Genomic DNA, 24089 nt, shown 5'->3' on the forward strand with positions numbered 1-24089 from the left:
GCGCGCGGAGCGTTCGGTTCACCTCAGAGAGGGGCATTCGAGATGAAAGCGCGGAGCATGCGCTGGGGCGTGCTGGTGGCATCGGCGGCGCTGGCGTTGACCGCCTGCGGAGGCGGCGGGGGGAATCAGCTCGCGGGCGGCACCGACATCCCGGTCGACGCGAACGCCGAGTTCGCACCCGGCACCACGATGGCGAACCTGAAGCAGGCGGGCAAGATCCGCATCGGCACCAAGTTCGACCAGCCGCTGTTCGGCCTCAAGGGCCTCGACGGCACGCCGCAGGGCTTCGACGTCGAGATCGGCAAGATCGTCGCGGCCAAGATCGGCCTCTCTCCCGAGCAGATCGAATGGGTCGAAGCCCCGAGCAAGACCCGCGAGGAGATCATCGAGCAGGGCCGGGTCGACATGGTCGTGGCCACGTACACGATCAACGACAAGCGCAAGGAGCGGATCAGCTTCGCCGGGCCGTACTACGAGGCCGGGCAGGACCTGATGGTCAAGGGCGACAACGCCGAGATCACCGGACCGGAGTCGCTGCGCGCCAGCGGCGCCAAGGTCTGCTCGGTCACCGGCTCCACCCCCGCCGAAGAGATCAAGAAGTACGTCGACCCGCAGAACCTGACGCTGTTCGACGTCTACTCGAAGTGCTCCGACGCGCTGCGCACCGGCCAGGTGCAGGCCGTGACCACGGACAACGTGATCCTGATGGGTCTGGTGGAGAACAGCGGCGGGCAGTTCAAGCTCGTCGACAAGCAGTTCACCGCGGAGCCCTACGGCATCGGCATCAAGAAGGGCGACGTGCCGTTCTGCCAGTTCATCGACGACACGCTCACCAAGGCCGCGGGCGACGGGACCTACGAGAAGGCCTGGCAGTCCACCGCGGGCAAGGTGTCGCCGCAGACACCGGCGCTGCCGCAACTGGCCCCTTGTAGCTGATCGGATTCCGGTGCGGGGCGCCGCGACGGCGCCCCGCACCTGGCCGCAGAGCCGGAGACAACCGTGCACGTCATCACCGACAACCTGCCCCTGTACCTGAGCGGACTGCTGCGCACGCTGCAGATCTGCCTGTACGCGGGAGTGCTCGCAGTGGTCCTGGGGACCGTGATCGCGGCGTTCCGGGTGGCACCGCTGCCACCGTTGCGCGCCACCGGCACCTCGTGGGTCACCGTGTTCCGCAACTGCCCGCTGACCGTGGTGCTGTTCTTCATGGCCTTCGGGCTGCCCGAACTCGGGCTCAACGGCTCGTACTTCTGGTTCGGGACCATCGGTCTCGCCCTCTACACCTCGGCGTTCGTGTGCGAGGCGATCCGCAGCGGCATCAACGCCGTGCCGCCCGGCCAGGCGGAGGCGGCGCGCGCGATCGGCCTCGGGTTCGGCCAGACGCTGGGGCTGGTCGTGCTGCCGCAGGCGGTGCGCACCGTGGTTCCGCCGCTGGGCAACGTGATCATCGCAATGATCAAGAACTCGGCGATCGTGGGCGCGTTCGGCGTCGGCGGGGACCTGTTCGCCGTCGGCGACACGCTGACCTCGGCGCGCGGTGAAGCCGTGCTGCCGGTGCTCATCGGGGTGGTACTCGGCTACCTGGTGATCACGATCCCGGCCGGGCTGCTGCTCGGCGTCCTGGAGCGGAAGGTGGCGATCGCCCGATGACGAACTCGGTGCTCTACGAGGCTCCCGGCCCGGTCGCGAAGCGGCGTGGACTGGTGGTCAGCGTCGTCGTGGGCGCGCTGCTGCTGGCGCTGCTGGCGTGGGTGCTGGTGACGCTCGGCGCGAACGGCCAGCTCACCGTGGACAAGTGGGGACCGCTGATCGACCCCACCAACGGGACGTTCACCGCGCTGTGGAGCCTGCTCGGCACCGGGCTCGGCAACACGCTGCTCGCGGCCGTGCTGGCGATGGCGTTCTCCCTGATCACCGGCACGCTGCTCGCGGTCTCGCGGGTCGTGGCGGCGCCCTGGTACCGGTGGGCGGTGGTCGGTCTCGTCGAGCTGCTGCGCGGCGTGCCGGTGGTCATCGCGGTCTTCTTCGCCAGCCGGGTGCTGCCGTCGTTCGGCCTGGACATGCCGGTGATGTGGTACCTGGTGATCGGGCTGACCGCGTACAACTCGGTGATCATCGCCGAGATCGTGCGCGCCGGGATCCTGTCGCTGCCGCGCGGGCAGAGCGAGGCGGCTTACGCGATCGGGCTGCGCCGCTCGCAGGTGCTGCGCACCGTGGTGCTGCCGCAGGCGTTCCGGGCGATGCTGCCCGCGCTGATCAGCCAGCTCGTGGTGATCGTGAAGGACACCTCGCTGGGCTTCATCATCTCGTACGTGGATCTGGTGCGGCAGGGGCAGATCGTCATCCAGAACCTGAACAACCCGATCCAGACGTACTTCGTCATCGGCGTGGTGTTCGTGCTGCTCAACTACGCGTTGAGCCGCGCCGCAGTGTTCACCGAGCGCAGGCTCAGCCAGGGGCGCAAGGGCGGGTTCACCGCGCCTCGGAAGGCCCCGGCGGCCGGGGAGTGACCGGCGAAGCCGTTTAGCGCGGAGCGGGGCGGGCCTGCACTCCGGCCGGAGCGAGCGTGCCGTCGTAGGCCCGCTGCCAGCCGCCACCGCGCACCACCGCGGCGAGCGCCTCGGAGAGCTGATCGCGCATCGCGTCGTCACCGGACTTGATCACCAGGTAGTGCTCGGCACCGTCCGCGGTGACCGCGTACGGCCCGATCCCGGAGACGCCGGGGCCTGCCGGGTCCAGGCCGGCGAACTGCAGGTCCACGCTGCCCCCGGCGAGGGCGTCGGCTCGCAGCGTCTTCGGCAGCAGCCGGTAGGAGACCTGGGTGTCCGGGTTCAGGCCGAGCTCCTGGGCCACCAGCTTCGCGACCTCGACGTCGAATCCGCGGTAGCCGCCAGCGCCGTCGCGCGCGGCGAAGTCCGGCTCCTCCGCGCGGAGTCCGACCAGCAGCGAACCGCGCCTGCGGATCTTCTCCAAGGTCGGTGAGGCGTCGAGCTCCACCGGAGGCGGCGGTGCCACGCTCGTCGGGGGCGCCACCGGGGGCGGCGCGGCGTCGGGCGACCGCTCCGGTTCGCCGCCGCCGCCGGAACATCCGGCCAGCGCCACCGCGCTCGCCAGCACCACTGCCACCACACCGCTGCGCATGCGCCCATCCTGCCAGCCGGGCGGATCTTCGGGAGCCCCTCCACCGAACCGGCCATCCCGAACACGATCGGTGATCAACGGCGCGCCGATCCGGCGAGTCCGCCGCGCGACTCCGCCCGATCGAAGGCGAATCTCGCTCCACCGCGCGTCCGATTTTCGGGACCCGATCCCGAAGAGGTGATCTTCATCGGCGGGATCGCGGCCCCGAGAGGTCGTCGCAACCGGTCGGCAACGGCACCGCCACGCCGTCGACGCCCGGATCCGGGCTGATCGGCGGACTCGGGAAATCACCAGAACCTCGCTGGCCTCCTACGAGCGCCCGCCACGATCCGACATCTCGGACGCGTGAGCGTCGCTCCAGGTCAGTGCCGCTGAACGGACGCGTACCGCGGCTCGTCATCCATCCGACATCCCGAATTCACGATCACCGCCTGCTCTTTATCGGTTTTGATTTCCGCATCACACCCGTTAGTGTGGCTGGCGTCACGCAGATCAGAGGCGCCAGCGTCGTCGCCCGTGTGCGAAAGCAGCACCGAATCCGTCAGGAGGCGACGAATGGCGACGCGAGCGGCCATCCACCCCGTCGTGCAGCAAGTCACGGACCGTATCCGCAGCCGCAGCGAGCAGACCCGGCGCGACTACCTCGAACGCATCAGCGCCGCAGCGGCCGACGGACCGGTCCGATCCGGAATGCCCTGCAGCAACCTCGCCCACGGTTTCGCGGCGTGTAGCGGCGCCGACCGGATCGCGGTGCGCGGCGAGACCAAGCCGGGCGTGGCGATCGTGTCGGCCTACAACGACATGCTCTCGGCACACCAGCCCTACGCCGAATACCCGGCGCAGATCAAGGATGCGGTGCGCGAAGCCGGCGGGGTCGCCCAGTTCGCCGGTGGGGTTCCCGCGATGTGCGACGGCATCACCCAAGGCCGGGCGGGCATGGAGCTGTCCCTGTTCTCGCGCGACGTGATCGCGATGGCCACCGGCGTCGCGCTGTCCCACGAGATGTTCGACGGCGCGCTGCTGCTCGGGGTCTGCGACAAGATCGTGCCCGGCCTGCTCATCGGCGCCCTCGCCTTCGGGCACCTGCCGACGATCCTGGTGCCCGCGGGCCCCATGGCATCCGGCCTGCCCAACGGGGAGAAGAGCCGCATCCGGCAGCTGTTCGCCGAAGGCAAAGCCACCCGCGAAGACCTGCTCGAAGCCGAATCCGCCTCCTACCACTCCCCCGGCACCTGCACGTTCTACGGCACCGCGAACTCCAACCAGCTCGTCGTCGAAGTGATGGGGCTGCACCTGCCCGGATCCAGCTTCGTCGCGCCCGGCACCCCGCTGCGCCGAGCTCTCACCGAAGAGGCCTCGCGGCGCGTCGTGCGGCTCGCCGCCGGCGAGGAGCACACCCCGATCGGCCGGCTGCTGGACGAACGCGCGCTGGTCAACGGGGTCGTCGCGCTGCTGGCCACCGGCGGCTCGACCAACCACACGCTGCACCTGCCCGCCATCGCCGCCGCCGCGGGCATCGAACTCACCTGGGACGACTTCGCGGAGCTCTCCGCGATCGTGCCGTCGCTGTCGCGGGTCTACCCGAACGGTTCCGCCGACATCAACCACTTCGCCGCCGCCGGAGGCGTGCAGACCCTGGTCGGCCAGCTGCTCGACGCCGGACTGCTGCACCCCGACGTGCACACCGTCGCCGGGTTCGGCCTGGACCACTACCGCAAGCAGCCGTTCCTCGAAGACGGCGAGCTCGTCTGGCGCGACGCTCCCGCCGAGAGCCTCGACCCGGACGTGCTGCGCGGAGTGCAGGACCCGTTCGCGCCCGACGGCGGGTTGCGGGTGCTGCGCGGCAACCTCGGCAGCTCCGTCATCAAGGTCTCCGCGGTCAAACCGGAGAACCGCGTCGTCACCGCGCCCGCGCGCGTCTTCGACGACCAGCACGACTTCACCGCGCTGTTCCGGTCCGGCGAGCTAGACCAGGACGTCGTCGTCGTGATCCGCAACCAGGGGCCGCAGGCCAACGGCATGCCCGAACTGCACGGGCTCACCCCGGCGCTGGGCGTGCTCATGGACCGCGGGCACCAGGTCGCGCTGGTCACCGACGGACGGATGTCCGGGGCCTCCGGCAAGATCCCCGCCGCCATCCAGCTCACCCCGGAGGCGACCGCGGGCGGTCCGCTGGCGCGGGTGCGCGACGGCGACATGATCAGGCTGGACGCCGAGCAGGGCACCCTGGAAGTGCTCGTCGGCGACGAGGACTTCGCGGCCCGCGAACCGGCTCGCGGTGCCCCCGCCACCCAGCACGGCACCGGGCGCGAGTTGTTCGCGGCGTTCCGCCGGGCCGTCGGTCGCGCCGACCAAGGCGCTAGCGTGTTCGCGCAGCAGCGCACCGACGCGCCGAGCGACCTGCCCGTCTGATCCTCCGCCGAGAGCCGCGAACCTCCCGCGGCCCGCGCACGACATGACAGGATCAGTGCGATCGACCGCCTGAACTGGCGTTTACGGAAACAGGTGAACCCCGCCATGAACACTGCCTCCGAAGTGCTCGACATCAGTCCCGTCGTTCCCGTCGTCGCCCTCGACGACGCCGCCCACGCGGTCCCGCTGGGGCAGGCGCTGCTGCGCGGCGGCATCCGCACCATCGAAGTCACCCTGCGCACGCCCGCCGGGCTGCCCGCGATCGAACAGCTCGCCGCCGAAGTGCCGGAGATCGTCGTCGGCGCGGGCACCGTCACCGAGGTCGGGCAAGCCGACAAGGCCCGCGAAGCCGGGGCGCGCTACATCGTCACGCCGGGCAGCACGGATCGGCTGCTCGACGACATCGACGCCACCGGCCTCCCCTACCTCGCCGGGATCAGCACCGTGTCCGAGGCGATGCGGCTGGCCGAGCGCGGCGTGACGGCGATGAAGTTCTTCCCCGCCGAAGCCAGCGGCGGCGTGCCCTACCTGAAGTCCATCGCCGGGCCGTTGCCGCAGCTGCGCTTCTGCCCCACCGGCGGCATCGACACCGACAACGCCGGGCGCTACCTCGCGCTGCCCAACGTGGGCTGCGTCGGCGGGTCCTGGCTCGCCCCGAAGCAGCTGCTCGCAGCCGGGCAGTGGGGCCAGGTCGAGGCGCTCGCCCGGCAGGCCGCGGCCCTCGGCTGAGCACGACCGGTGCCATCCGCGGCTCGTCGCGGATGGCACCGGCACTCGTGCGAACGCGGTAGGTGGTGTCCCCTCCGCAGGCGATCCGGGCAGCCGTCGCCGGCTCGTAGCGTCGAAGGACCTCGACGCTTGGGCGGTCACCGAATGCACCTGCGCGACATCCGACACCGCTTGCCGGATCGCTTCGCCACGCACCGGCGAGCACCCGGCGCCCTGCTGCTGGCCGCCCTGCTCGGACTCGCCGCGGCGAGTCCGGTCACCGCCGCACCCGCGCAGCACTCCCCGCAACCGAACACCGTGGTCACGTTCACCTTCGACGACGGCAGCGCCTCGCAGGCCACGGGCGCCGAAGTCCTGCAGCGGCACGGGATGCACGGCACCTTCTACATCATCTCCGGCGCCGTCGCGAGCCCCGGCTACCTCGGTCACGACGAGCTGCGGCGCATCGCTGAGGAAGGCCACGAGATCGGCGGGCACACCGTCACGCACCCGGACCTGACCCAGGTCAGCTCCGACGAGATGCGCAGGCAGATCTGCGACGACCGCGCCAACTTGAGCCGGTGGGGCTACCAGGTCACCTCGTTCACCGCGCCGTTCGACGAAGTCGACGACGACGTGCGCGCCGCGGTCGATCGGTGCGGCTACAGCAGCGCGCGCACCATGGGCGGGCTCCGCGCGCCGCGCGACTGCCCGGACTGCGTCGACGCCGAATCCATGCCGCCCGCCGACGCCTACGCGATCAGGTCGCCGGGCATGCTCACGCGGGAAACGACCGTCGACGAGCTGAAGGAAACGGTGACCCGCGCGGACGACTCCGGGGGCGGCTGGGTGCCGTTGGTGCTGCACCAGACCTGCGACATGTGCGGTCCGCTGGCGGTGAGCCCGGGGGTGCTCGACGAGTTCGCGGCTTGGCTGCACGACCGCGGGACCGCCGTGCGCACCGTGCACGAGGTCATCGGCGGCACCGTCGCGCCGGTCCACCGGGCGCCGCCGCCGCAGCAGCGGGACCGGCCGGTGAACGCCTCGCTCGAACGGGCCGGTCCCGACGGCGTCCCGCTCGGGTGGGAAACCGGGGGCTGGGGCAAGAACACCCCGGTGTGGACCAGGACGCGCGATGCGCACGACGGGGAGTGGGCGCAGCGGCTGGACATGCCGCGGTTCACCGACGGGGACGCCAAGCTCATGTCCACCTTGGACCTCGGCGAGTACGCGCTGCCCGCGCGGAAGGGGCAGAACTACTCGCTGAGCACCTGGTACAAGTCCACCGCGCCCACCCAGCTCGCGGTGTACTACCGGGACCGCGTCGGCCAGTGGCGGTACTGGGCGGCGGGCCCGACGTTCGCGCCGGCCGAGCAGTGGGCGCAGGCGTCCTGGACCACTCCGCCCGTGCCCGAGGAGGCGACCGGGATCAGCTTCGGGCTCGCCCTGTTCTCGCGCGGTTCGCTCACCACCGACGACTACGGGGCGAGGGTGAACGCCGAAGCCAGCAACGACAGCGCCTGCCGTGAACTGGACTGGTGGGTTCCCCGGAGGTGGCTGTGCTTGTGATCTGCCCGGGACCGGGGTGAGCGCGCATGCCGCTGCCCCGGAGGCGCGCGACGGCGGCGCTGGCCGCGGCACTGTTCACCGCTTCCTGCTCGGGCGGTGAACAGGTGCACGGCCGCCAGTACCCGTGGCACACCGGCATCGTGGCGACGACCTTCTGGGTCGGTGAGGTCCTCGACCCGGACACCTCCGACGGCAGTCAGGTCATCTCGACCTACGACTCCGCCTGGCAGCAGCACTACGGCGGCTGCGATGGGGTCCTGCTCGACGGCCGGTGCGACACGGAGCCGCGGACCGCCGCCAACGGCTACTTCCCGACCAGGATGACGCCGCGGGAGAACCCGTTCTACCTCGATCTCCCCTTCGACGACCTCAACGACCCGATCGCCTTCGAGCAGCGCGGCGCCGTGGTGCCCTGGAGCCGGGACCCGGGCTACGCCGGGCGCGAACGGGACGAGTCGTTCAGCTACCTGAAGAACCGCTGGGTGCAGCTCACCAGGGGCGACGCCGTCTGCTTCGGGCAGGTCCAGGACGCCGGGCCCGCCGAATACCACGACGCCCGGTACGTCTTCGGGCACGACGACCCCCGACCGGTGAACACCCGGTTCAACGGGGCCGGGCTGGACGTGTCCCCCGCGTTGAACGGCTGCCTCGGCTTCACCCACCTCAACGGCGCACAAGATCGGGTCGACTGGCGTTTCGTCGAGGGGGCCGACGTTCCCGACGGCCCCTGGCGACGCGTCGTCACGACCTCGCCGCCGACGCTGTACTGATCCGGCTAGGCCGCGAGGTTCGTGGAGATCCGGTCCACCGCTTCGGGGATGGAATCGACGACGGGGACTCCGGCGGTTTCCAGCGCGCGACGGCTCATGACGCCCGTCGTCACCAGGACGCAGCCGGTACCGACCCGCTCGGCCGCGAGGGCGTCGTCGAGCACGTCGCCGATGAGCACCACGTCGGCCGGGTCGAGCGCCTGTTCCGCGAGGTGGTGGCGCAGGTGCTCGGCCTTGGCGCCGCCGCCGACGTCGGTGCGCAACCCGTCGACCCGTTCGAACAGCGGCAGCAGCTCCAGCCGGGTGATCAGCGGGACCAGCTCGTCGTGGAACCACATCGACAGCAAGGACTGCGTCCGGCCCGCTTCGCCCCACTCGCGCAGCACGTCCGGGACGCCCGCGGCCAGCTTCGCCGTGTGCAGCAGTTCCCGGTAGTGCTCGTGGTAGAGCACGTCGAGCCTGCTCCAGTCGGCTTCGGTCAGCGGGCGGTCCAGCAGCCGCTCGTAGCACTGCTGCAGCGGGCGGCTGAAGATCGACCGCCACTGCTCGAGGTCGACGTGCTCACGCCCGAACTCGGCGCACACGGCGTTCACCGCCGAGACGACCGCGTCGTTGTCGTCCAGCAACGTGCCGTTCCAGTCCCACACGATGTGCCGTGCCGCTGAAGTCATCCCACCGCCGACTCGCATAACGCCCCTGTCCCGATCGACTGCCGCCGCCCGATCCGGCAGCCTAGCGAAACCGGACGATCTCCCGTCATCCCCCGAACCCCGGAGAACGACCTTGCCCTACTCGCACCGCCTCGCCACCCGCGACGACCTTCCGGCCATCGTCGACATCTGCAACGCCGCCATCCCCGCCAAGACGAGCACGTGCGACCTCGAACCGATCGACGTCTCGGCACGCGTAGCGTGGTTCGACGAGTCGCACCCTGAGCGTCGTCCCATCTGGGTCGGGCACGAACCGGGATCGCCGCGAACGGTGACCGGGTACCTGTCGTTCGACCCGTTCCTCAACGGACGGGCCGGGTACGACGTGACCGCCGATCTCGCGATCTACCTGTACCCGGATCACCGCGGACGTGAGCAGGGCCACCACCTGCTGGACATGGCGATGGCACACGCTCCGAAGCTGGGAGTGCGCACCCTCGCGGCCAGCATCTTCGCCGCCAACGAGGCCAGCATCCGGCTCTTCCGTTCGCACGGATTCCAGCAGTGGGGACTGCTGCCGGGCGTCGCCGACCTGGACGGCGTGGTCCACGACCTCGTGTTCGTCGGACGCTCCGCCGGTGGCACGGCGCCATGAGCCGCGTCCGGCGGGTCAGCCCGTCGATCAGGCCGAGCGATCGGAAAGGCGGTGCGGGTGAAAGTCGTGTGGTTCACGGCATTTCCGGGTCTTCCGCACCGGCTTCCAGTTCCGATCGGTCGAGTTCGTCCTTGACCACCCGGAAGGCCATGCCTTCCGGGTAGCCCTTGCGGGCAAGCATTCCGACGAGACGGCGCAGCCGCTTCTCCGGGTCGTCCACGGTGATCGAGCGGAGCTTGCGGCGCACCAGTTCCCGCGCCCGCTCCTCTTCCGCATCCGCGTCCACAGTGGAGAGAGCTTCGGCGACCAGGTGTTCCTCGACGCCTTTGCGGCGCAACTCGTAGCCCAGCGCCTTGCGGCCCAGGCCCTGGTTGCGCTGCCGCTCGCTGACCCACGCCTCGGCGAACTCGGCGTCGTCGACCAGGCCCGCGTCGACGAACTTCTGCAACACCGCGTCCGCGACGTCCTCGTCGATCTCCTTGCGCAGCAAGGCCTGGCGCAGCTCGGCCCGGCTGCGGGCGCGCACCGCCAGCATCCGGTACACCACGTCGCGGGCCGACGCCTCCGGGGACTGCGGTACTCCCGGCGGGCACTCGTCGCGCTGCCGCCGCTTGCCGGTGCGCCCCGACGACCGAGCCGCTGACGATTCCGGGGACTCCGAGGATTCCGACATGGCACTGCGGCGGCGGCGCTTGCCGGTGCCCCGCGCGGCGGAGCCGTCCGGTTCAGCGGTCTCCGCCGCAGCCCGCGTCGTCGCGGTCTCCGCTTCGGATGAGCTCAGCCCCGCACCGGCGCCCGGCGAACCGGGCGCGTGGTCGGTACTGCGCCACACGCCCCGCCCGGAACGGCCGCCGCCGCGCTGCGAACCCGACGAACCCGCACGGGGCCGCGATCGGGGGAACTCCGCGGAGTCGTCGTCTGCCGACACCGCCGGGCTCAGAACTCGACGGGAGCCGGGTCCGCGGCCTCTTCGGCGTCCACCTTCGCCCCGATGCCGACCTTCTCCTTGATCCGCTTCTCGATCTCGTTGGCCACGTCCGGGTTCTCCCGCATGAACTTGCGGGCGTTCTCCTTGCCCTGGCCCAGCTGGTCGCCCTCGTAGGTGTACCAAGCGCCGGACTTGCGGATGATGCCCTGCTCCACGCCCATGTCGATCAGCGAGCCCTCGCGGCTGATCCCGATGCCGTAGATGATGTCGAACTCGGCCTGCTTGAACGGCGGCGCGGTCTTGTTCTTCACCACCTTCACCCTGGTGCGGTTGCCGACCGCGTCCGAGCCGTCCTTGAGCGTCTCGATCCGCCGCACGTCCAGCCGCACCGAGGAGTAGAACTTCAGCGCCTTGCCACCGGTGGTGGTCTCCGGGCTGCCGAACATCACGCCGACCTTCTCCCGGAGCTGGTTGATGAAGATCGCGGTGGTCTTGGCGTTGTAGAGGGCCGCGGTCAGCTTGCGCAGCGCCTGGCTCATCAGCCGGGCCTGCAAGCCGACGTGGCTGTCGCCCATCTCGCCCTCGATCTCAGCGCGCGGCACCAGCGCGGCCACAGAGTCGACCACGATGCAGTCCAGCGCGCCGGAGCGGATCAGCATGTCCGCGATCTCCAGCGCCTGCTCACCCGTGTCGGGCTGGGAGACCAGCAGCGCGTCGGTGTCGACCCCGATCGACTTCGCGTACTCCGGGTCCAGCGCGTGCTCGGCGTCGATGAACGCGGCGGTGCCGCCGAGCCGCTGCGCGTTGGCCACCGCGTGCAGCGCGACCGAGGTCTTACCGCTGCTCTCCGGGCCGTAGATCTCCACGATGCGCCCCCGCGGCAGGCCACCGATGCCCAAGGCCACGTCCAGCGCGATGGACCCGGTCGGGATGACCTCGACCGGTGCCCGCGTCTCGTCGCCGAGACGCATCACCGATCCCTTTCCGTACTGCTTGTCGATCTGGGCGAGGGCCAGTTCGAGCGCCTTGCCCTTGTCCGGTGTCGCTGCCATCGGGGGTCCACCTCGGTCAAGTCGAAGCTTCGTCGTGTGCGCACGACGCTACGGGTAGGGACCGACACTCCGGTGGACTGCCCTGGCCACCCGGCCGCCCGTTGCCCGGCGACGGGGCCCGGCGAACACCGAGGTCCGATCCGCGAATCCGATCATAGGCGAACGGATGTTCGATCATCGAGCCGACACGCCAACACCGTCACCCTTCCGCGTGAAGCATGATCGCCATCGAGCGGCGGCCTCCGCCTTCTACAGCGGCGAAGCCGTGCAGTAGGGCGGGGGCGGGCGAAGCCACGCCTGCCTCGCGGCCGAAGGCCGTGCCTGTACGCGCGCCAGCGCATAGCCCACGTCGAAAACCTGGTCACCCGCGGGTTCTCAGCGGCTTCCTCGCGAGGACGGCTTTTTCCCTCGTGGCGGGGCCACTCGGGAAAAAGATCCCGCAGCGAGGAAACCGCTGAGGTTCCGCCACCCCACCACCTACGCAAATCAAGCGAGGAGATTCAACGACGCGCGGTGGGCACTTCGAAGGTGTCGCAGAGGGCCAGCCACACCTGCTTCGGCGAGAAACCCGCTTCCAACGCCTCGTCCACGGTTCGGCCGCCGAGCTCCGACATCACGTGGTCCTCGGCGAGCATCTCGGCTCGCAACCGGCCGAACTCATCGGCCATGCGTTCGCGGAAATCGGTGTGTCGCATCGCGTCCAGCCTACCGAGGGCACCCGCGGGTACGGTCGTGGTGTGCTGCTGATGCAAGCCGACCCGACCGGACTGTCCGGCCCGCTGGGACAACTCGTGATCGCGGCGATGCTGCTGGTCGCGATCGTCGTCGCGCTGCGCTGGCTGTGGAACCAGCGCGGGCGCTGATCACGCCGCGCCCGGCTGCACGGTCCGCTCGAACTCGTCGGCCAGCGCGTCCGGCGTCAGCCGCCCGTCCCGGTTCGGCGCCAGCACCATGCCCACCACCGGCCGGTCGGCGACGGTGAACACCAGCGTCCCGGCGGTCTCCCCGGTGACCGCCCGGTAGCGGCCCGAGTAGCCGTTGCCGGACCAGTTCGCCTGCACCTGGTCACCGGTGGCGCCGTGGAACATCAGCAGCAGGTCCGCCCGCAGCCGCGCCTCCTCCGGCGAGTCCAGGTGCGTGTAGATCACCAAGGTGTCCTCGTTCGGGTTCCCCTCCGCGCAGGACACGACGGTGCCGTCGAGATCGCGCAGCCCGGCGACGAAGCGCTGCCAGCCCGGCACGCAGTTGGACCGCTCCGGCAGATCCCCGGCGAGCCTGCTCAGGCACGGCGTGAAGCCGGCGGCGTCCTCGGTGGTGGTGTCCCGGCACTCCTCAGCGGTGGGCGCCGCACCGCCCCCGCCGAGGACGGCCGCCAGCACCACGACCGCCACGAGCAGCAGCACCGCCGCGATCGACCCGCCGATCAGCCACGGGCGACGACCCCCGCGCGACGGTGGCCGCGGGCCGGGCGGACCGGGCGGCGCGGGCGGCTGCGCGACCGGCTGCGGAGGGCCGAACGCGACCTGCGGCGGGACGCCGCCGAGGTCGCCGGTGCGCAACGAGGCCCCGTCACGCAGGACGTGGTGCGCGCCGAGCGCCACCGCGGTCTCCGGTTGGTCGAGGCTGGTGGCGACGACGTTGAGCTGCTCCCCGATCAGGCTCGCCACCAGCGGCAACCGGCTCGAACCGCCGACCAGGTAGAGCCCCGCGAGGTGCTGCGGCGTCATCCCGTTCGCCTGCAGCAGCGCGGCGAGCATCTCGACGCTGCGGCGCAGGCTCGGCCGGGTCAGCGCCTCCAGTTCCTGGCGGGTGACCAGCACGTCGGCGAACGGTTCCGGCATGGGCACTTCGGTCTGCACGTGCCGGGACAGCACCTCCTTGGCCTCCCGGACGTCCTCGCGCAGCGTGCGCTGGGTGCGGCGGTCGGCGGTGGAGGCAGGGCGCAGCAGCGCCTGCCAGCGCTGCGGATCCTTGTTCGAGACCTGGCGGCCGACGTGTTCGAGCAGCGCCTCGTCGACGTCCAGCCCGCCGAGGTCGGCCAGCCCGTCCTCGGCGAGGACCGCGAAGCCGCTGTGGGTGGCGCCGACGATGGCGCAGTCGAAGGTGCCCGCTCCGAGGTCGTAGACCGCCAGCGCGCGGCCCTGCGGCAGCGAGCGGTCCGGGAAGGACGCGAAGTGCGCCGCGGCGGCCACCGGTTCCGGCACCAGCACCAGGTTGCTGCCGAAACCGGCGAGCCGGGCCGCCGACAGCAGCACGTTGCACCGGGTGGTGCCCCATTGCGCGGGGTGGGTGAGCCGCACCTCGTCGGGCTGGACGCCGCCGAGCTGGCGGGTGGTCTCCTCCGCGACGCGGTGCAGGACTGCGGCCATCGCGTCGGTGACGGTGATGATCGTTTCACCGAGCAGCAGGGTGCCTTCGTCGATGCGGCGCTTCGGGTTCGGCTCGAACCGGGACGGGTCGAGGCGCGCTCGGCGTTCCGCGTCGCGGCCCACGATGATCGCGCCGTCCTCGGTGGCGAACACCGCCGAGGGCATCGTCGACGAGCCGTCGACCTCGATGACCCTGGGTGGCCTGCCGTGCGCCGAAAGCACCGCCACCGTGTTGGAGGTGCCGAGATCGACCGACAACACGCGCACCGGTTTCGTCCTTCCGTAGCCAGATCCGGGGTGCACTCACCCGTTCTGCGGAATGTTGTCACGGTGGACGATCACAGGTGGGTGGTTCGGGCGAATCGCCGTCGGCGACGTTGTCGGTGCGGTGGTCCAGCATGGAGGGGTGAGCGACCCGCTGGACGACTTCTCCCCCGCGACCCGCGAGTGGTTCCGGGGCGCGTTCGACGCGCCGACCCAGGCCCAGGCCGGGGCGTGGCGGGCGATCGGCGCGGGCGAGCACTCGCTGGTCGTGGCGCCGACGGGGTCCGGCAAAACGCTCGCCGCGTTCCTGTCCGCGCTGGACGGGCTGGCCTCGGCGCCACCGCCGGAGGATCCGCAGCGGCGCTGCCGCGTGCTGTACGTGTCGCCGCTGAAGGCGCTCGCGGTCGACGTCGAGCGCAACCTGCGCGCCCCGCTCACCGGCATCCGGCAGGCCACCCAGCGCCACGGCGGGGTGCCGCCGGAGATCCGGGTCGGGATGCGGACCGGGGACACGCCCGCCGAGGAACGGCGGGCGTTCAACCGGACACCGCCGGACGTGCTGGTGACCACCCCCGAGTCGCTGTTCCTGCTGCTGACCTCGGCCGCGCGGGAGTCGCTGCGCGGCGTCGAGACGGTGATCGTGGACGAGGTGCACGCGGTGGCGGGCACCAAGCGCGGGGCGCACCTGGCCTTGTCGCTGGAACGGCTGGACGAGCTGCTCGCGGAACCGGCGCAGCGGATCGGGTTGTCGGCCACGGTGCGCCCGGTCTCCGAGGTGAGCACGTTCCTGGGCGGCGGCCGTCCGGTGCGCGCGGTGCAGCCGGAGCACGCCAAGCAGGTCGAGGTCACCGTCGAGGTCCCGGTGCCGGACCTGGCCGAGCTGGGACAGCCGACCGGTGAGGTGACGGGGTCGGCCGCGGGCGCCGAGCAGCGCACCTCGATCTGGCCGTCGGTGCAGGAACGCATCCTGGACCTGATCGGGCGGCACCGGTCGACGATCGTGTTCGCGAACTCGCGGCGGCTCGCGGAACGGCTGACGGCGGGCATCAACGAGCTCGCCACCGAGCAGGCGGGCGAGACCGCCGAGCAGACCGGGAAGTTCCCCGCGGAAGCGGTGGGCGGTTCCGGGGTCACCTCCGGCGCGGCGGTGACGGTGGCGCGAGCGCACCACGGGTCCATGTCGAAGGAGCAGCGCTCCGCGGTGGAGGAGGAGCTGAAGTCGGGCCGGTTGCCGTGCGTGGTGGCGACCTCCTCGCTGGAGCTGGGCATCGACATGGGCGCGGTGGACCTGGTGGTGCAGGTGGAGACGCCACCGAGCGTCGCCTCCGGGATGCAGCGCATCGGCCGGGGCGGGCACCAGGTGGGCGCGGTCTCGCACGGGGTGGTGTTCCCGAAGTTCCGGGGTGACCTGGTGGGCTGCGCGGTGGTGGCGGAGCGGATGGCCGCCGGGCTGATCGAATCGCTGTCCTTCCCTCGGAATCCGCTGGACGTGCTGGCCCAGCACGTCGTGTCGATGGTGGCGATGGAGCCGTGGGGCTTGGAGTCGCTGGCAAGGGTGGTGCGGCGGGCGGCACCGTTCGCGGGCCTGCCGGATTCCGCGCTGTACGCGGTGCTGGACATGCTGGCGGGGCGGTATCCGAGCGAGGAGTTCGGCGAGCTGCGGGCGCGCATCGTGTGGGACCGGGTGCAGGACGAGCTGCGGGCGCGGCCGGGCGCGCAGCGGCTGGCGGTGACCTCGGGCGGCACCATCCCGGACCGGGGCCTGTTCACGGTGACGACGCCGGGCGACGAGGAGGCCGGTCGCGGCGGCGTGCGAGTCGGCGAGCTGGACGAGGAGATGGTCTACGAGTCGCGGGTGGGCGACACGTTCCTGCTGGGCACCTCGTCGTGGAAGGTGCAGGACATCACCCACGACCGGGTCGTCGTGGTGCCCGCGCCGGGGCAACCCGCGCGGATGCCGTTCTGGAAGGGCGACTCCCCCGGCCGGCCGCTGGAGCTGGGCCGCGCCCTGGGCGCGTTCGTCCGGGAGCTGGTGGCCGCGGACCGGGAGGCGGCGACGGAGCGGATGACGCGCGCCGGACTGGACGAGTGGGCGCGGGACAACCTGCTGGCGTACCTGGCCGAGCAGCGGGACGCGACGCGGCACGTGCCGGACGATCGGACGATCGTGGTGGAACGGTTCCGCGACGAGCTCGGCGACTGGCGGATGGTGGTGCACTCGCCGTTCGGCGCGCAGGTGAACGGGCCGTGGGGCTTGGCGATCGGCGCCCGGTTGCGGGAGCGGCGCGGCATCGATCCGCAGGTCGCGTCCTCCGACGACGGGATCGTGGTGCGGCTGGCGGACGCGCTGGACGAGTCGGGCGCGGACGTGCTGCCGACCGCGGAGGACGTGCTGCTGTCCCCGGACGAGGTGCAGCGGGTGATCACCGATGAGGTCGGCGGCTCGGCGTTGTTCGCGGCGCGGTTCCGGGAGTGCGCCGCGCGGGCGTTGCTGCTGCCGCGGCGGGATCCGCGGAAGCGCTCACCGCTGTGGCAGCAGCGGCAGCGGTCGGCGCAGCTGCTGGCGGTGGCGGCGCAGTACGAGCAGTTCCCGATCGTGCTGGAGGCGATGCGGGAATGCGTGCAGGACGTCTACGACGTTCCGGGCCTGACGGAGCTGATGTCGCAGATCGCCGCCCGCAAGGTGCGGGTGGTGGAGGTGGAGACGCCGTCGCCGTCGCCGTTCGCGCGCAGCCTGCTGTTCGGCTACATCGGCATGTTCCTGTACGAGACGGACGCGCCGCTGGCGGAGCGCCGGTCGGCGGCGCTGAGCCTGGACTCGACGCTGCTTGCGGAACTGCTCGGGTCGGAAGCGCTGCGGGAGCTGCTGGATCCGGAGGTGATCGCGGAGGTCGAGCAGCAGTTGCAGCGGCTCGTCCCGGAGCGGCACGCGAAGGATGCGGAGTCCGCGGTGGACCTGCTGCGGTTCCTGGGCGACCTGTCCACTGCGGAGGCCGAGGAGCGCGGGACCCGCCCGGAATGGCTGGCGGACCTGCACGCGCAGCGGCGCGTCCTGGAAGTGCGCGTGGCCGGGGAGCCCCGGTGGATCGCGGTCGAGGACGCGGGCAAGGTCCGGGACGCGCTGGGGGTGGCGTTGCCGGTGGGCGTGCCGGAGGCGTTCACCGAACCGGTCGCGGATCCGTTGGGGGAACTGCTGATCCGGTACGCGCGCTGCCGCGGCCCGTTCGCGGCGGAGTCCGCGGCGCGGCGCTTCGGGTTGGGCGTCGCGGTGGTGCACGACGTGCTGGATCGGCTCGCGGGTTCGGGCCGGTTGGTGCGCGGCGAGCTGCGCCCGCTGGAATCCGGCGGCGGCCGGGCGCTGGAGTACTGCGACGCGGAGGTGCTGCGCCGGTTGCGGCGCGGTTCGCTGGCTCGGTTGCGGGCCGAGGTGGAACCGGTGGAACCCGCGGCGCTGGGCCGGTTCCTCCCGGTGTGGCACGGCGTCGGGGCCCGGTTGCGCTCGGCGCCGACGGTGGACGACGTGTATGCGGTGGTCGAGCAGCTGGCGGGCGCACCGGTGCCGGCGAGCGCGTTGGAGTCGCTGGTGCTGCCCGCCAGGTTGCCGGGGTATTCGCCCGCGCTGCTGGACGAGTTGACCTCCACCGGAGAGGTGACCTGGGTGGGTTCGGGCGCGCTGGCAGGCGGTGACGGGTGGATCGGGCTCGCCCCCACCGACGTGGCGGACCTGTTGTTGCCGGATCTGCCGGAGGCGACCGCGGACACCCCGCTGCACGGAGCGCTCCTGTCCACTTTGGACGGCGGGGCGCAGTTCTTCCGGACCTTGGCCGACCGGGCCGGGGCGATCGTCGTGGAAGGCGGCGAGCAGGCGCCCGCGGACGACGCGGTGATCGCGGCGCTGTGGGACCTGGTGTGGTCCGGCACGGTCACCAACGACACGCTGGCCCCGCTGCGCGCGCTGGTCTCCGGCAGGGGCGCCGCGCACAAGCCGCGACGCAGCGCTCCGCGCGGCCGGTACGCGCGGTTGCGCGCCGGGCGCCCGTCGATGCCGAGCCGCAGCGGCCCGCCGACGGTGTCGGGCAGGTGGTCGCTGGCACCGGCACCGGCGGCCGAACCGACCCGGCGGGCGCACGCTCGAGCCGAGGCCTTCCTGGAACGGCACGGCGTGCTGACCCGCGGCGCGCTGGAGGCGGAACGGGTCACCGGCGGATTCTCCGCCGTGTACAAGGTCTTGCGGGCGATGGAGGAATCCGGGCGGTGCCGCCGCGGCTACGTCGTCGAAGGCTTGGGCGCGGCCCAGTTCGCGGTGCCCGGCGCGATCGACCGGGTGCGCGCGCTGTCCGGCCCGGAAGAGCGGGAGGACCGTTCGGTCGTGGTGCTGGCGGCGGCGGACCCGGCGCAGCCCTACGGTGCCGCGTTGCCGTGGCCCGATCCGGTGGGCGACACCCGGCACCGGCCGGGCCGCAAGGCCGGTTCGCTCGTGGTGCTGGTCTCCGGAGCGGCCGTGCTGTACGTGGAGCGCGGCGGGAAGTCCTTGCTGTCGTTCACCGAGGACGAGCAGCCGCTGCGGGACGCGGCGGGCGGGCTCGCGCGGGCGGTGCGGGAAGGCTGGCTGGAGCAGTTGGCGGTGCAGCGCGCGGACGGCGCGGGCGCCTGGGGTTCGCGGATGGCCGACATCCTCACCGACGCCGGGTTCCGCGCCACCCCGAAGGGGCTCCGGTTGCGCGCGTGATCACAGTTCCCGGAACGGGAGCGCGTAGTCGAAGGTGCCGGTGATCTCCGGGGTGTGCGCGGTGAGCGCGCGGACCTGGAAGTGCGCGGCCCACTCGGGATCCGGCGGGGTGATGCCGAGATCCGTGGACGGCACGAATCCGAAGCGCGGGTAGTACTCGGTGTGGCCGAGCAATGCGACCAGCGGTTCGTCCCGCGCGTCGGCGGCGGCCAGCACGGCGTGCATCAGGGCGCTGCCGACGCCGCGGCGCTGCACCCGGCGCAGCACCCCGAGCGGCCCCAAGCCCAGCGCGGGCCGATCACCGACGTGGCCGCGGGTCGCCACGACGTGACCGATGACCTCGCCGCCGCGTTCGACGGCCACGATCGACAGCGCCGGGATCCAACCGTCATCGGCGCGCAAGGCGTCGACCAGCCCGACCTCGACCGGAGTGGTCCCCTCCTCGGTGGCGAAGGCGTCGCGGTGGACGGCTCGCACGGCTTCCGCATCAGATGCGCGTTCACGCCTCAGCAACATGCCGCTCACCTTGCCCACCTGCACCATCCCCAGGCAAACGGATTCAACAGCGAGAGCATCCACTGTGGACGGAGCCGAGAAGTCCGCCCACACTGATCTTTCGATCACCGCCCTGCCGGCGGCGACCACCCGAGCAAAACGACCATCGGCGGGTTCTCAGCGTTCTTCTCGCGAGGACAGCTTTTCCCTCGTGGCGGAGCCACTCGGGAAAAAGATCCCGCAGCGAGAAGAACGCTGAGGTTCCGCCACCCGACCCACTGCGCAGACCGACCACGAGAGGCCTAGCGGGTGGCCAGGCGGAGCAGGCCCCAGAGTTGGGCGATGGCGTCCTGGTCGCCGGCGGTGGTGATCTCCCGGTCCGGGAGGCGTCCCCACAACCAGAGGTAGATCAGGACGGGATCGCCGCTGATCAAGGCGTCGGCGGCGACCGACTCGTGCGCGCCGGTGCGGCGCACGACGGTGCGGGTCGGGTCCGCGCAGACCACCCATTCCGCGTCCTCGGTGGACACTCCGACCGAGCACGGGCGCGTGGAGGTGATGCCGACCGCGTGCAACCGGTAGCCGAGCCACAACCGCAGGGCTTCGTCGATGCCGTCGAGCGCCACGTCCACGTCGATGCCGGTGCGGCGCACCCCGGCGGCACTCTGCACGTCGACCCGGTGCACGGTCGTCGCGTGCAGCACCCGGCGGATCCAGAACCGCACCGCGTGCTCCTCCGGCCACCAGGTGGGGCACGCGTCCTCGGGCGGGCGGGTGCCGAACTCGGCGAGCAGTTCGGCGAGGCGGGCGGTGAATCGGGCCGTCACCTCGCGCAGGCTCACCGGATCCGGCACCTCCCACGCACCGGCGGTCTGCTCGGAAGCGCCCATCCAGGTCAGCACGTCCTCGCACTGCCCGCCGAGGAACCAGATCGTCTCGGCCACCGTCCTGCCCGAAGCACCCTGGACCGGCGCGTCCGGAGGCACGTCGTGCGTCGCCGCGGTGAGCAGCTGACCTTCCACTCCGATCAGATCCAGCATCCGACCGGGGTCGATGGACACGTCCGCGGGCGGGTTCACCATCATCGGGCGGCCCCGGACAGGCTGCGATCCACGATGTCGACGAACTCGACGGCATGCCGCAGGCAGGTGTCGGCTTCGCCGGGGGTGATGCCGGGGCTGCCCGCCTCGGCGGCGGCACGCCGCAGCGAGCCCGCGGTGAAGTGCGCGGCCCACTCGCGCAGTTCGGGCGCGACCCCGGTGAGCTGGAGCCAGACGCTTCCCGAGCCCCGCGACCGGCGGCGCCAGGACCGCGCGACGACCACGGCGGTCGCGGCCCGCAGCGCGGCCATGTGCGCGAACACGTAGCACTCGGTCGCCCGCGTCGCGATCCGCGCGTCGCGCAAGCACGCACGCGCCTGCTCCAGCAGGGAACGAGCGCCCGCGGGCGGTGCGGGCGCGGTCACCGGCAGCCATTCGTCACCCTGCCCGCGCCGGTGGTCGCGACGGGTGGGCGGGGTGTCGCACTGCCTGCTCGGCGCGGTGCCACCGGGGCGGCGCTGCGCCGGGATGGGCAGTGCGGCCGGGCTAGGCGAGTGTGCGGACTGGGACATCGGTGTTCTCCGCTCGGTCACGACGATGCCGGTCCGGACGCCGCAGGGACGTCCTGGACCGCGATGGGCGTGGTGAGCCGGGGGGAAGCCGGCCGTCCGGCAGCGGAGCGCTTCCCCCACCCCGCCGCCGGACGTGACAGGCGAACCGAAGCCGATCGGGCCGCCGGAAACGACGACTCGAACTTCAGTTCGACTGACTTCAGAGTAGACCGGCGTGCCGCGGAGCTCAAGACCTGAGCACTAGATCACCTGTTCGAGTCACGTCACAGTCAGGTGCGCCCACCAGCGCCGACGCTCCCGCCCCTGGCACGCCACCCACCGCCGGTTGATCAAGACCGGACGCCGCCGACGCTTGCCACACCCTCTAGTGTTCGGCTCGTGACAGCCGCGCCCTCACCGCACATCGACCGCATCGTCGAGCTGACCACCGACCAGCTCAGGGCACGCTTGGCCGAAGCGCTCCAGGTCTACGTGGACGCGATGGGCTACCCGCCGTCCACCGCGCAGCAACGCGCTCCCATGTGGTCGGCGCACATGATGCGAGCCGGCTGGCGCTGCGTCGCCGCGTTCAACGACGCCGACGAGCTCGTCGGCGTCGGCTACGGCTACCTCGGCGTGCCCGGCCAGTGGTGGCACGAGCAGGTCTTCCGCGGGCTGCTCACCGTCACCCCGCGCGCCGAAGCCGAGCAGTGGATGCGCGACTACTTCGAACTCACCGAACTGCACGTCCGGCCCGACAGCCAAGGCGGCGGCCTCGGCGAAACCATCCTGCGCCGGCTACTGGACGGAGCCCCCGGCAACACCGTCCTGCTGTCCACCCCCGAAGGCCCGACCCGGGCCTGGAAGCTGTACCGCAGGGTCGGTTTCGGGGACGTGCTCCGCCACTACCAGTTCACCGGAGATCCCAGGCCGTTCGCCGTCCTGGGCCGCGGCCTTCCCCTGCCCTGAGCCCGGAAGCCCCCGGCCGGACGTCCGACCGGGGGCTTCCGGAGACCGCTCACAGCTCGGCGAGCTGCTCCCGGAGGGTGTCGAGGCCCATCGAGCCGAGCTCGAGGGCTCGGCGGTGGAAGTCCTTCGAGTCGAAAGCCGCGCCGTAGCGGGCCCGCGCGTCGTCCCTGGCGGCCCGCCAGAGGCGTTCGCCGATCTTGTAGGACGGCGCCTGCCCGGGCCAGCCCAGGTAGCGGTCGATCTCGTCGTGCACCTGCGCCGGCTCGGCCACGGTCCGGGTGAGCATGAACTCCGCGCCCAGCTGCGGCGTCCACCGCTGCCCTTCGTGGAAGCCGGTGCCCGCGGGGATCTCCAGCTCCAGGTGCATCCCGATGTCGACGATCACCCGCGCGGCGCGGAACAGCTGGTCGTTGAGCATCCCCAACAGGTCACCGTCGTCGCCGAGGTAGCCGAGCTCGCGCATCAGCCGCTCGGCGTAGAGCGCCCAGCCCTCGGCGTGACCGGAGACCACGCAGGCCAGCCGCTGGAACTTGTTCAGCCGGTCCGCCTGGTGCACGGCAGTGGCGATCTGCAGGTGATGTCCCGGCACGCCCTCGTGGTAGACGACCGTGGTCTCCCGCCACGTCGGGAACTCCTCCCGGTCCGCGGGCACCGACCACCACATCCGGCCCGGCCGGGTGAACCCGTCCGTCGGGCCCGTGTAGTAGGCGCCGACGCCGCCGCCGGGCGGGGCGATGCGGCACTCCAACGCCATCAGCTCGTCCGGGATGTCGAAGTGCGTCCCGCGCAGGTCCTGCAACGCCTGGTCGGACAGCCGCTGCATCCACTGCTGCAGCCCGTCCTGGCCGTGCACCCGGTACCGGGGGTCGACGTCGAGCTGCGCGGCGGCCTCGGCGAGCGTCGCGCCGGGGCGGATGCGATCGGCGACCTGCTTCATCTCGGCTTCGATGGAGGCGAACTCCTCCCAGCCCCACTCGTAGGCCTCCCGCAGGTCCAGCGCGGCGCCGGTGAAGTACCGAGACCACAACCGGTACCGCGACTCGCCCACCGCGTCGGCCTGCGGCGCCTTCGGCGCGAGTTCGGTGCGCAGGAACTCCGCGAGCTCCGCGTAGGAACGCGCCGCTCCGGTGGCCGCCGCGTCCAGCTCCGCGCGCAGCGAATCCGCGACCTCCGCGCGGCCGACGAGGCTCGCGAAGTACGAGCTGCGGCCACCGGCCCCCGCCCAGGTCTCGCACTGCTCGGCGACCTTGGTGACCTGGCGGATCGCGGCCACGTCACCGCGCGCCGCGGCCTCCGTGAGCCCGGCGCGCAGGTTCGACACGGCCTCCGGCATCCGCTCCAGCCGCCGCGCGATGGTGCGCCACTGCTCGGGCGCTTCGGTGGGCATCAGGTCGAAGATCTGCCGCAGGTTCTGCACCGGGCTGGCGATCACGTTCAGCGCGGCCATGTCCGCACCGGCCTCGTGCAGCTCCACGTCCAGCCCGATGCGCTCCAGGAACACCGCCTTGGCGGCGCGCTCCGCGGCATCGATGGGTTCGGCCGCCGCCATCTCCGCCAGCGACCGGCGGGCCAGCTCACCGCGAGCGCGATGCGCGTCGGGCGAGTAATCGGTCAACAGCTCATCACCACCCGGAAGGCCGAGGGCCGTCGCCTCGATCGGGTCCAGCACGGCGAGTTCGTCCACGAAACGGTCGCTGATCTGGTGCACGCCATTGCTCTCGGATGCCATGTGGCGAAGGTTATCGCGCTGCGGAACGGGCTTCGCCACCTTCAGTGTTCGCCGGTGA

Annotated in this window: 21 protein-coding genes; 11 read left to right on the forward strand and 10 right to left on the reverse strand. The window is 71.7% G+C overall.

Translation table 11 applies throughout. From position 1 onward, the window contains the following. The first annotated feature begins 42 nt into the window (after nt 1-42). The 3 genes from OOZ19_RS11990 to OOZ19_RS12000 all read left to right on the forward strand — a co-directional run bounded on the left by OOZ19_RS11990 (nt 43) and on the right by OOZ19_RS12000 (nt 2510). On the forward strand, nt 43-936 hold the full coding sequence (locus tag OOZ19_RS11990; protein WP_266090149.1) for a glutamate ABC transporter substrate-binding protein: 894 nt from the start codon (nt 43-45) through the stop codon (nt 934-936). 63 nt (nt 937-999) lie between these two features. Beyond that, the gene (locus tag OOZ19_RS11995; protein WP_266090150.1) at nt 1000-1650 is read left to right on the forward strand and encodes an amino acid ABC transporter permease; all 651 of its coding nucleotides are present in this window, start codon (nt 1000-1002) and stop codon (nt 1648-1650) included. After that, the gene (locus OOZ19_RS12000; RefSeq protein WP_266090151.1) at nt 1647-2510 is read left to right on the forward strand and encodes an amino acid ABC transporter permease; all 864 of its coding nucleotides are present in this window, start codon (nt 1647-1649) and stop codon (nt 2508-2510) included. Before OOZ19_RS11995 ends, OOZ19_RS12000 begins: the two co-directional genes overlap by 4 nt. Before the next feature lie 13 nt (nt 2511-2523). Here OOZ19_RS12000 and OOZ19_RS12005 read toward each other — a convergent pair whose 3' ends face one another. Beyond that, on the reverse strand, nt 2524-3141 hold the full coding sequence (locus OOZ19_RS12005; protein WP_266090152.1) for a transporter substrate-binding domain-containing protein: 618 nt from the start codon (nt 3139-3141) through the stop codon (nt 2524-2526). A 555-nt stretch (nt 3142-3696) separates the two neighbouring features. On the opposite strand from OOZ19_RS12005, the gene edd reads away from it, so the two are divergent. From edd to OOZ19_RS12025, 4 genes are all read left to right on the forward strand, one after another. Then, nucleotides 3697-5553: a phosphogluconate dehydratase gene (gene edd, locus OOZ19_RS12010; RefSeq protein ID WP_266090153.1), complete on the forward strand. Its 1857-nt coding sequence runs from the start codon at nt 3697-3699 to the stop codon at nt 5551-5553. Nucleotides 5554-5658: 105 nt separating this feature from the next. After that, nucleotides 5659-6282, forward strand: coding sequence for a bifunctional 4-hydroxy-2-oxoglutarate aldolase/2-dehydro-3-deoxy-phosphogluconate aldolase (eda, locus tag OOZ19_RS12015; RefSeq protein ID WP_266090154.1), 624 nt, complete (start codon nt 5659-5661; stop codon nt 6280-6282). A gap of 129 nt (nt 6283-6411) precedes the next feature. Next, the gene (locus OOZ19_RS12020; RefSeq protein ID WP_266090155.1) at nt 6412-7830 is read left to right on the forward strand and encodes a polysaccharide deacetylase family protein; all 1419 of its coding nucleotides are present in this window, start codon (nt 6412-6414) and stop codon (nt 7828-7830) included. A gap of 26 nt (nt 7831-7856) precedes the next feature. Continuing rightward, nucleotides 7857-8600, forward strand: coding sequence for a hypothetical protein (locus OOZ19_RS12025; RefSeq protein ID WP_266090156.1), 744 nt, complete (start codon nt 7857-7859; stop codon nt 8598-8600). A 5-nt stretch (nt 8601-8605) separates the two neighbouring features. Here the strand turns inward: OOZ19_RS12025 and OOZ19_RS12030 are convergent, their stop codons facing one another. Then, a complete protein-coding gene (locus tag OOZ19_RS12030) occupies nt 8606-9271 on the reverse strand; it encodes an HAD family hydrolase (RefSeq protein WP_266090157.1) in 666 nt (221 codons plus the stop codon). A 112-nt stretch (nt 9272-9383) separates the two neighbouring features. Between OOZ19_RS12030 and OOZ19_RS12035 the strand changes: the two genes are divergently transcribed. Next, entirely contained in the window at nt 9384-9905 is a 522-nt protein-coding gene (locus OOZ19_RS12035) for a GNAT family N-acetyltransferase (protein WP_266090158.1), read from the forward strand. Between the two features lie 73 nt (nt 9906-9978). On the opposite strand, the gene OOZ19_RS30155 is transcribed toward OOZ19_RS12035, so the two are convergent. The 3 genes from OOZ19_RS30155 to OOZ19_RS12050 all read right to left on the reverse strand — a co-directional run bounded on the left by OOZ19_RS30155 (nt 9979) and on the right by OOZ19_RS12050 (nt 12580). After that, the gene (locus OOZ19_RS30155) at nt 9979-10737 is read right to left on the reverse strand and encodes a regulatory protein RecX (RefSeq protein ID WP_416309422.1); all 759 of its coding nucleotides are present in this window, start codon (nt 10735-10737) and stop codon (nt 9979-9981) included. Nucleotides 10738-10841: 104 nt separating this feature from the next. Beyond that, complete coding sequence (gene recA, locus OOZ19_RS12045) at nt 10842-11885, reverse strand: recombinase RecA (protein WP_266090159.1); 1044 nt, start codon at nt 11883-11885, stop codon at nt 10842-10844. 500 nt (nt 11886-12385) lie between these two features. Further along, complete coding sequence (locus OOZ19_RS12050; protein ID WP_266090160.1) at nt 12386-12580, reverse strand: DUF3046 domain-containing protein; 195 nt, start codon at nt 12578-12580, stop codon at nt 12386-12388. A 42-nt stretch (nt 12581-12622) separates the two neighbouring features. On the opposite strand from OOZ19_RS12050, the gene OOZ19_RS12055 reads away from it, so the two are divergent. Then, complete coding sequence (locus OOZ19_RS12055) at nt 12623-12748, forward strand: hypothetical protein (RefSeq protein ID WP_266090224.1); 126 nt, start codon at nt 12623-12625, stop codon at nt 12746-12748. Here OOZ19_RS12055 and OOZ19_RS12060 read toward each other — a convergent pair whose 3' ends face one another. Then, nucleotides 12749-14521 carry an Hsp70 family protein gene (locus tag OOZ19_RS12060; protein ID WP_266090161.1) on the reverse strand — a complete coding sequence of 591 codons (1773 nt, stop codon included), beginning with the start codon at nt 14519-14521 and terminating at the stop codon, nt 12749-12751. A 139-nt stretch (nt 14522-14660) separates the two neighbouring features. Between OOZ19_RS12060 and OOZ19_RS12065 the strand changes: the two genes are divergently transcribed. Continuing rightward, nucleotides 14661-19247, forward strand: coding sequence for an ATP-dependent helicase (locus tag OOZ19_RS12065; RefSeq protein WP_266090162.1), 4587 nt, complete (start codon nt 14661-14663; stop codon nt 19245-19247). Here the strand turns inward: OOZ19_RS12065 and OOZ19_RS12070 are convergent, their stop codons facing one another. The 3 genes from OOZ19_RS12070 to OOZ19_RS12080 form a co-directional block, all read right to left on the reverse strand. Next, nucleotides 19248-19763, reverse strand: a complete 516-nt coding sequence (locus OOZ19_RS12070) for a GNAT family N-acetyltransferase (RefSeq protein ID WP_266090163.1) — start codon at nt 19761-19763, stop codon at nt 19248-19250. It abuts the gene before it with no gap. A gap of 281 nt (nt 19764-20044) precedes the next feature. Further along, nucleotides 20045-20827, reverse strand: a complete 783-nt coding sequence (locus OOZ19_RS12075) for a maleylpyruvate isomerase mycothiol-dependent enzyme family protein (protein ID WP_266090164.1) — start codon at nt 20825-20827, stop codon at nt 20045-20047. Then, on the reverse strand, nt 20824-21354 hold the full coding sequence (locus OOZ19_RS12080; protein WP_266090165.1) for an SAV_6107 family HEPN domain-containing protein: 531 nt from the start codon (nt 21352-21354) through the stop codon (nt 20824-20826). Before OOZ19_RS12080 ends, OOZ19_RS12075 begins: the two co-directional genes overlap by 4 nt. A 378-nt stretch (nt 21355-21732) precedes the next feature. Here OOZ19_RS12080 and OOZ19_RS12085 point away from each other — a divergent pair, with 378 nt between their 5' ends. Beyond that, nucleotides 21733-22302: a GNAT family N-acetyltransferase gene (locus OOZ19_RS12085; RefSeq protein WP_266090166.1), complete on the forward strand. Its 570-nt coding sequence runs from the start codon at nt 21733-21735 to the stop codon at nt 22300-22302. 49 nt (nt 22303-22351) lie between these two features. On the opposite strand, the gene OOZ19_RS12090 is transcribed toward OOZ19_RS12085, so the two are convergent. Further along, nucleotides 22352-24031: a DUF885 domain-containing protein gene (locus tag OOZ19_RS12090; protein ID WP_266090167.1), complete on the reverse strand. Its 1680-nt coding sequence runs from the start codon at nt 24029-24031 to the stop codon at nt 22352-22354. Between the last annotated feature and the right edge of the window lie 58 nt (nt 24032-24089).

Source organism: Saccharopolyspora sp. NFXS83 (assembly GCF_026241095.1).
In the GTDB taxonomy this organism is placed as follows: domain Bacteria; phylum Actinomycetota; class Actinomycetes; order Mycobacteriales; family Pseudonocardiaceae; genus Saccharopolyspora_C.

Coding starts and splice junctions, on each gene's coding strand:
- OOZ19_RS11990 (WP_266090149.1), top strand. CDS start 43: ATGAAAGCGCGGAGCATGCGCTGGGGCGTGCTGGTGGCATCGGCGGCG.
- OOZ19_RS12000 (WP_266090151.1), top strand. CDS start 1,647: ATGACGAACTCGGTGCTCTACGAGGCTCCCGGCCCGGTCGCGAAGCGG.
- OOZ19_RS12005 (WP_266090152.1), bottom strand. CDS start 3,141: ATGCGCAGCGGTGTGGTGGCAGTGGTGCTGGCGAGCGCGGTGGCGCTG.
- edd (WP_266090153.1), top strand. CDS start 3,697: ATGGCGACGCGAGCGGCCATCCACCCCGTCGTGCAGCAAGTCACGGAC.
- eda (WP_266090154.1), top strand. CDS start 5,659: ATGAACACTGCCTCCGAAGTGCTCGACATCAGTCCCGTCGTTCCCGTC.
- OOZ19_RS12025 (WP_266090156.1), top strand. CDS start 7,857: ATGCCGCTGCCCCGGAGGCGCGCGACGGCGGCGCTGGCCGCGGCACTG.
- OOZ19_RS12030 (WP_266090157.1), bottom strand. CDS start 9,271: ATGACTTCAGCGGCACGGCACATCGTGTGGGACTGGAACGGCACGTTG.
- recA (WP_266090159.1), bottom strand. CDS start 11,885: ATGGCAGCGACACCGGACAAGGGCAAGGCGCTCGAACTGGCCCTCGCC.
- OOZ19_RS12050 (WP_266090160.1), bottom strand. CDS start 12,580: ATGCGACACACCGATTTCCGCGAACGCATGGCCGATGAGTTCGGCCGG.
- OOZ19_RS12070 (WP_266090163.1), bottom strand. CDS start 19,763: ATGTTGCTGAGGCGTGAACGCGCATCTGATGCGGAAGCCGTGCGAGCC.
- OOZ19_RS12075 (WP_266090164.1), bottom strand. CDS start 20,827: ATGATGGTGAACCCGCCCGCGGACGTGTCCATCGACCCCGGTCGGATG.
- OOZ19_RS12080 (WP_266090165.1), bottom strand. CDS start 21,354: ATGTCCCAGTCCGCACACTCGCCTAGCCCGGCCGCACTGCCCATCCCG.
- OOZ19_RS12090 (WP_266090167.1), bottom strand. CDS start 24,031: ATGGCATCCGAGAGCAATGGCGTGCACCAGATCAGCGACCGTTTCGTG.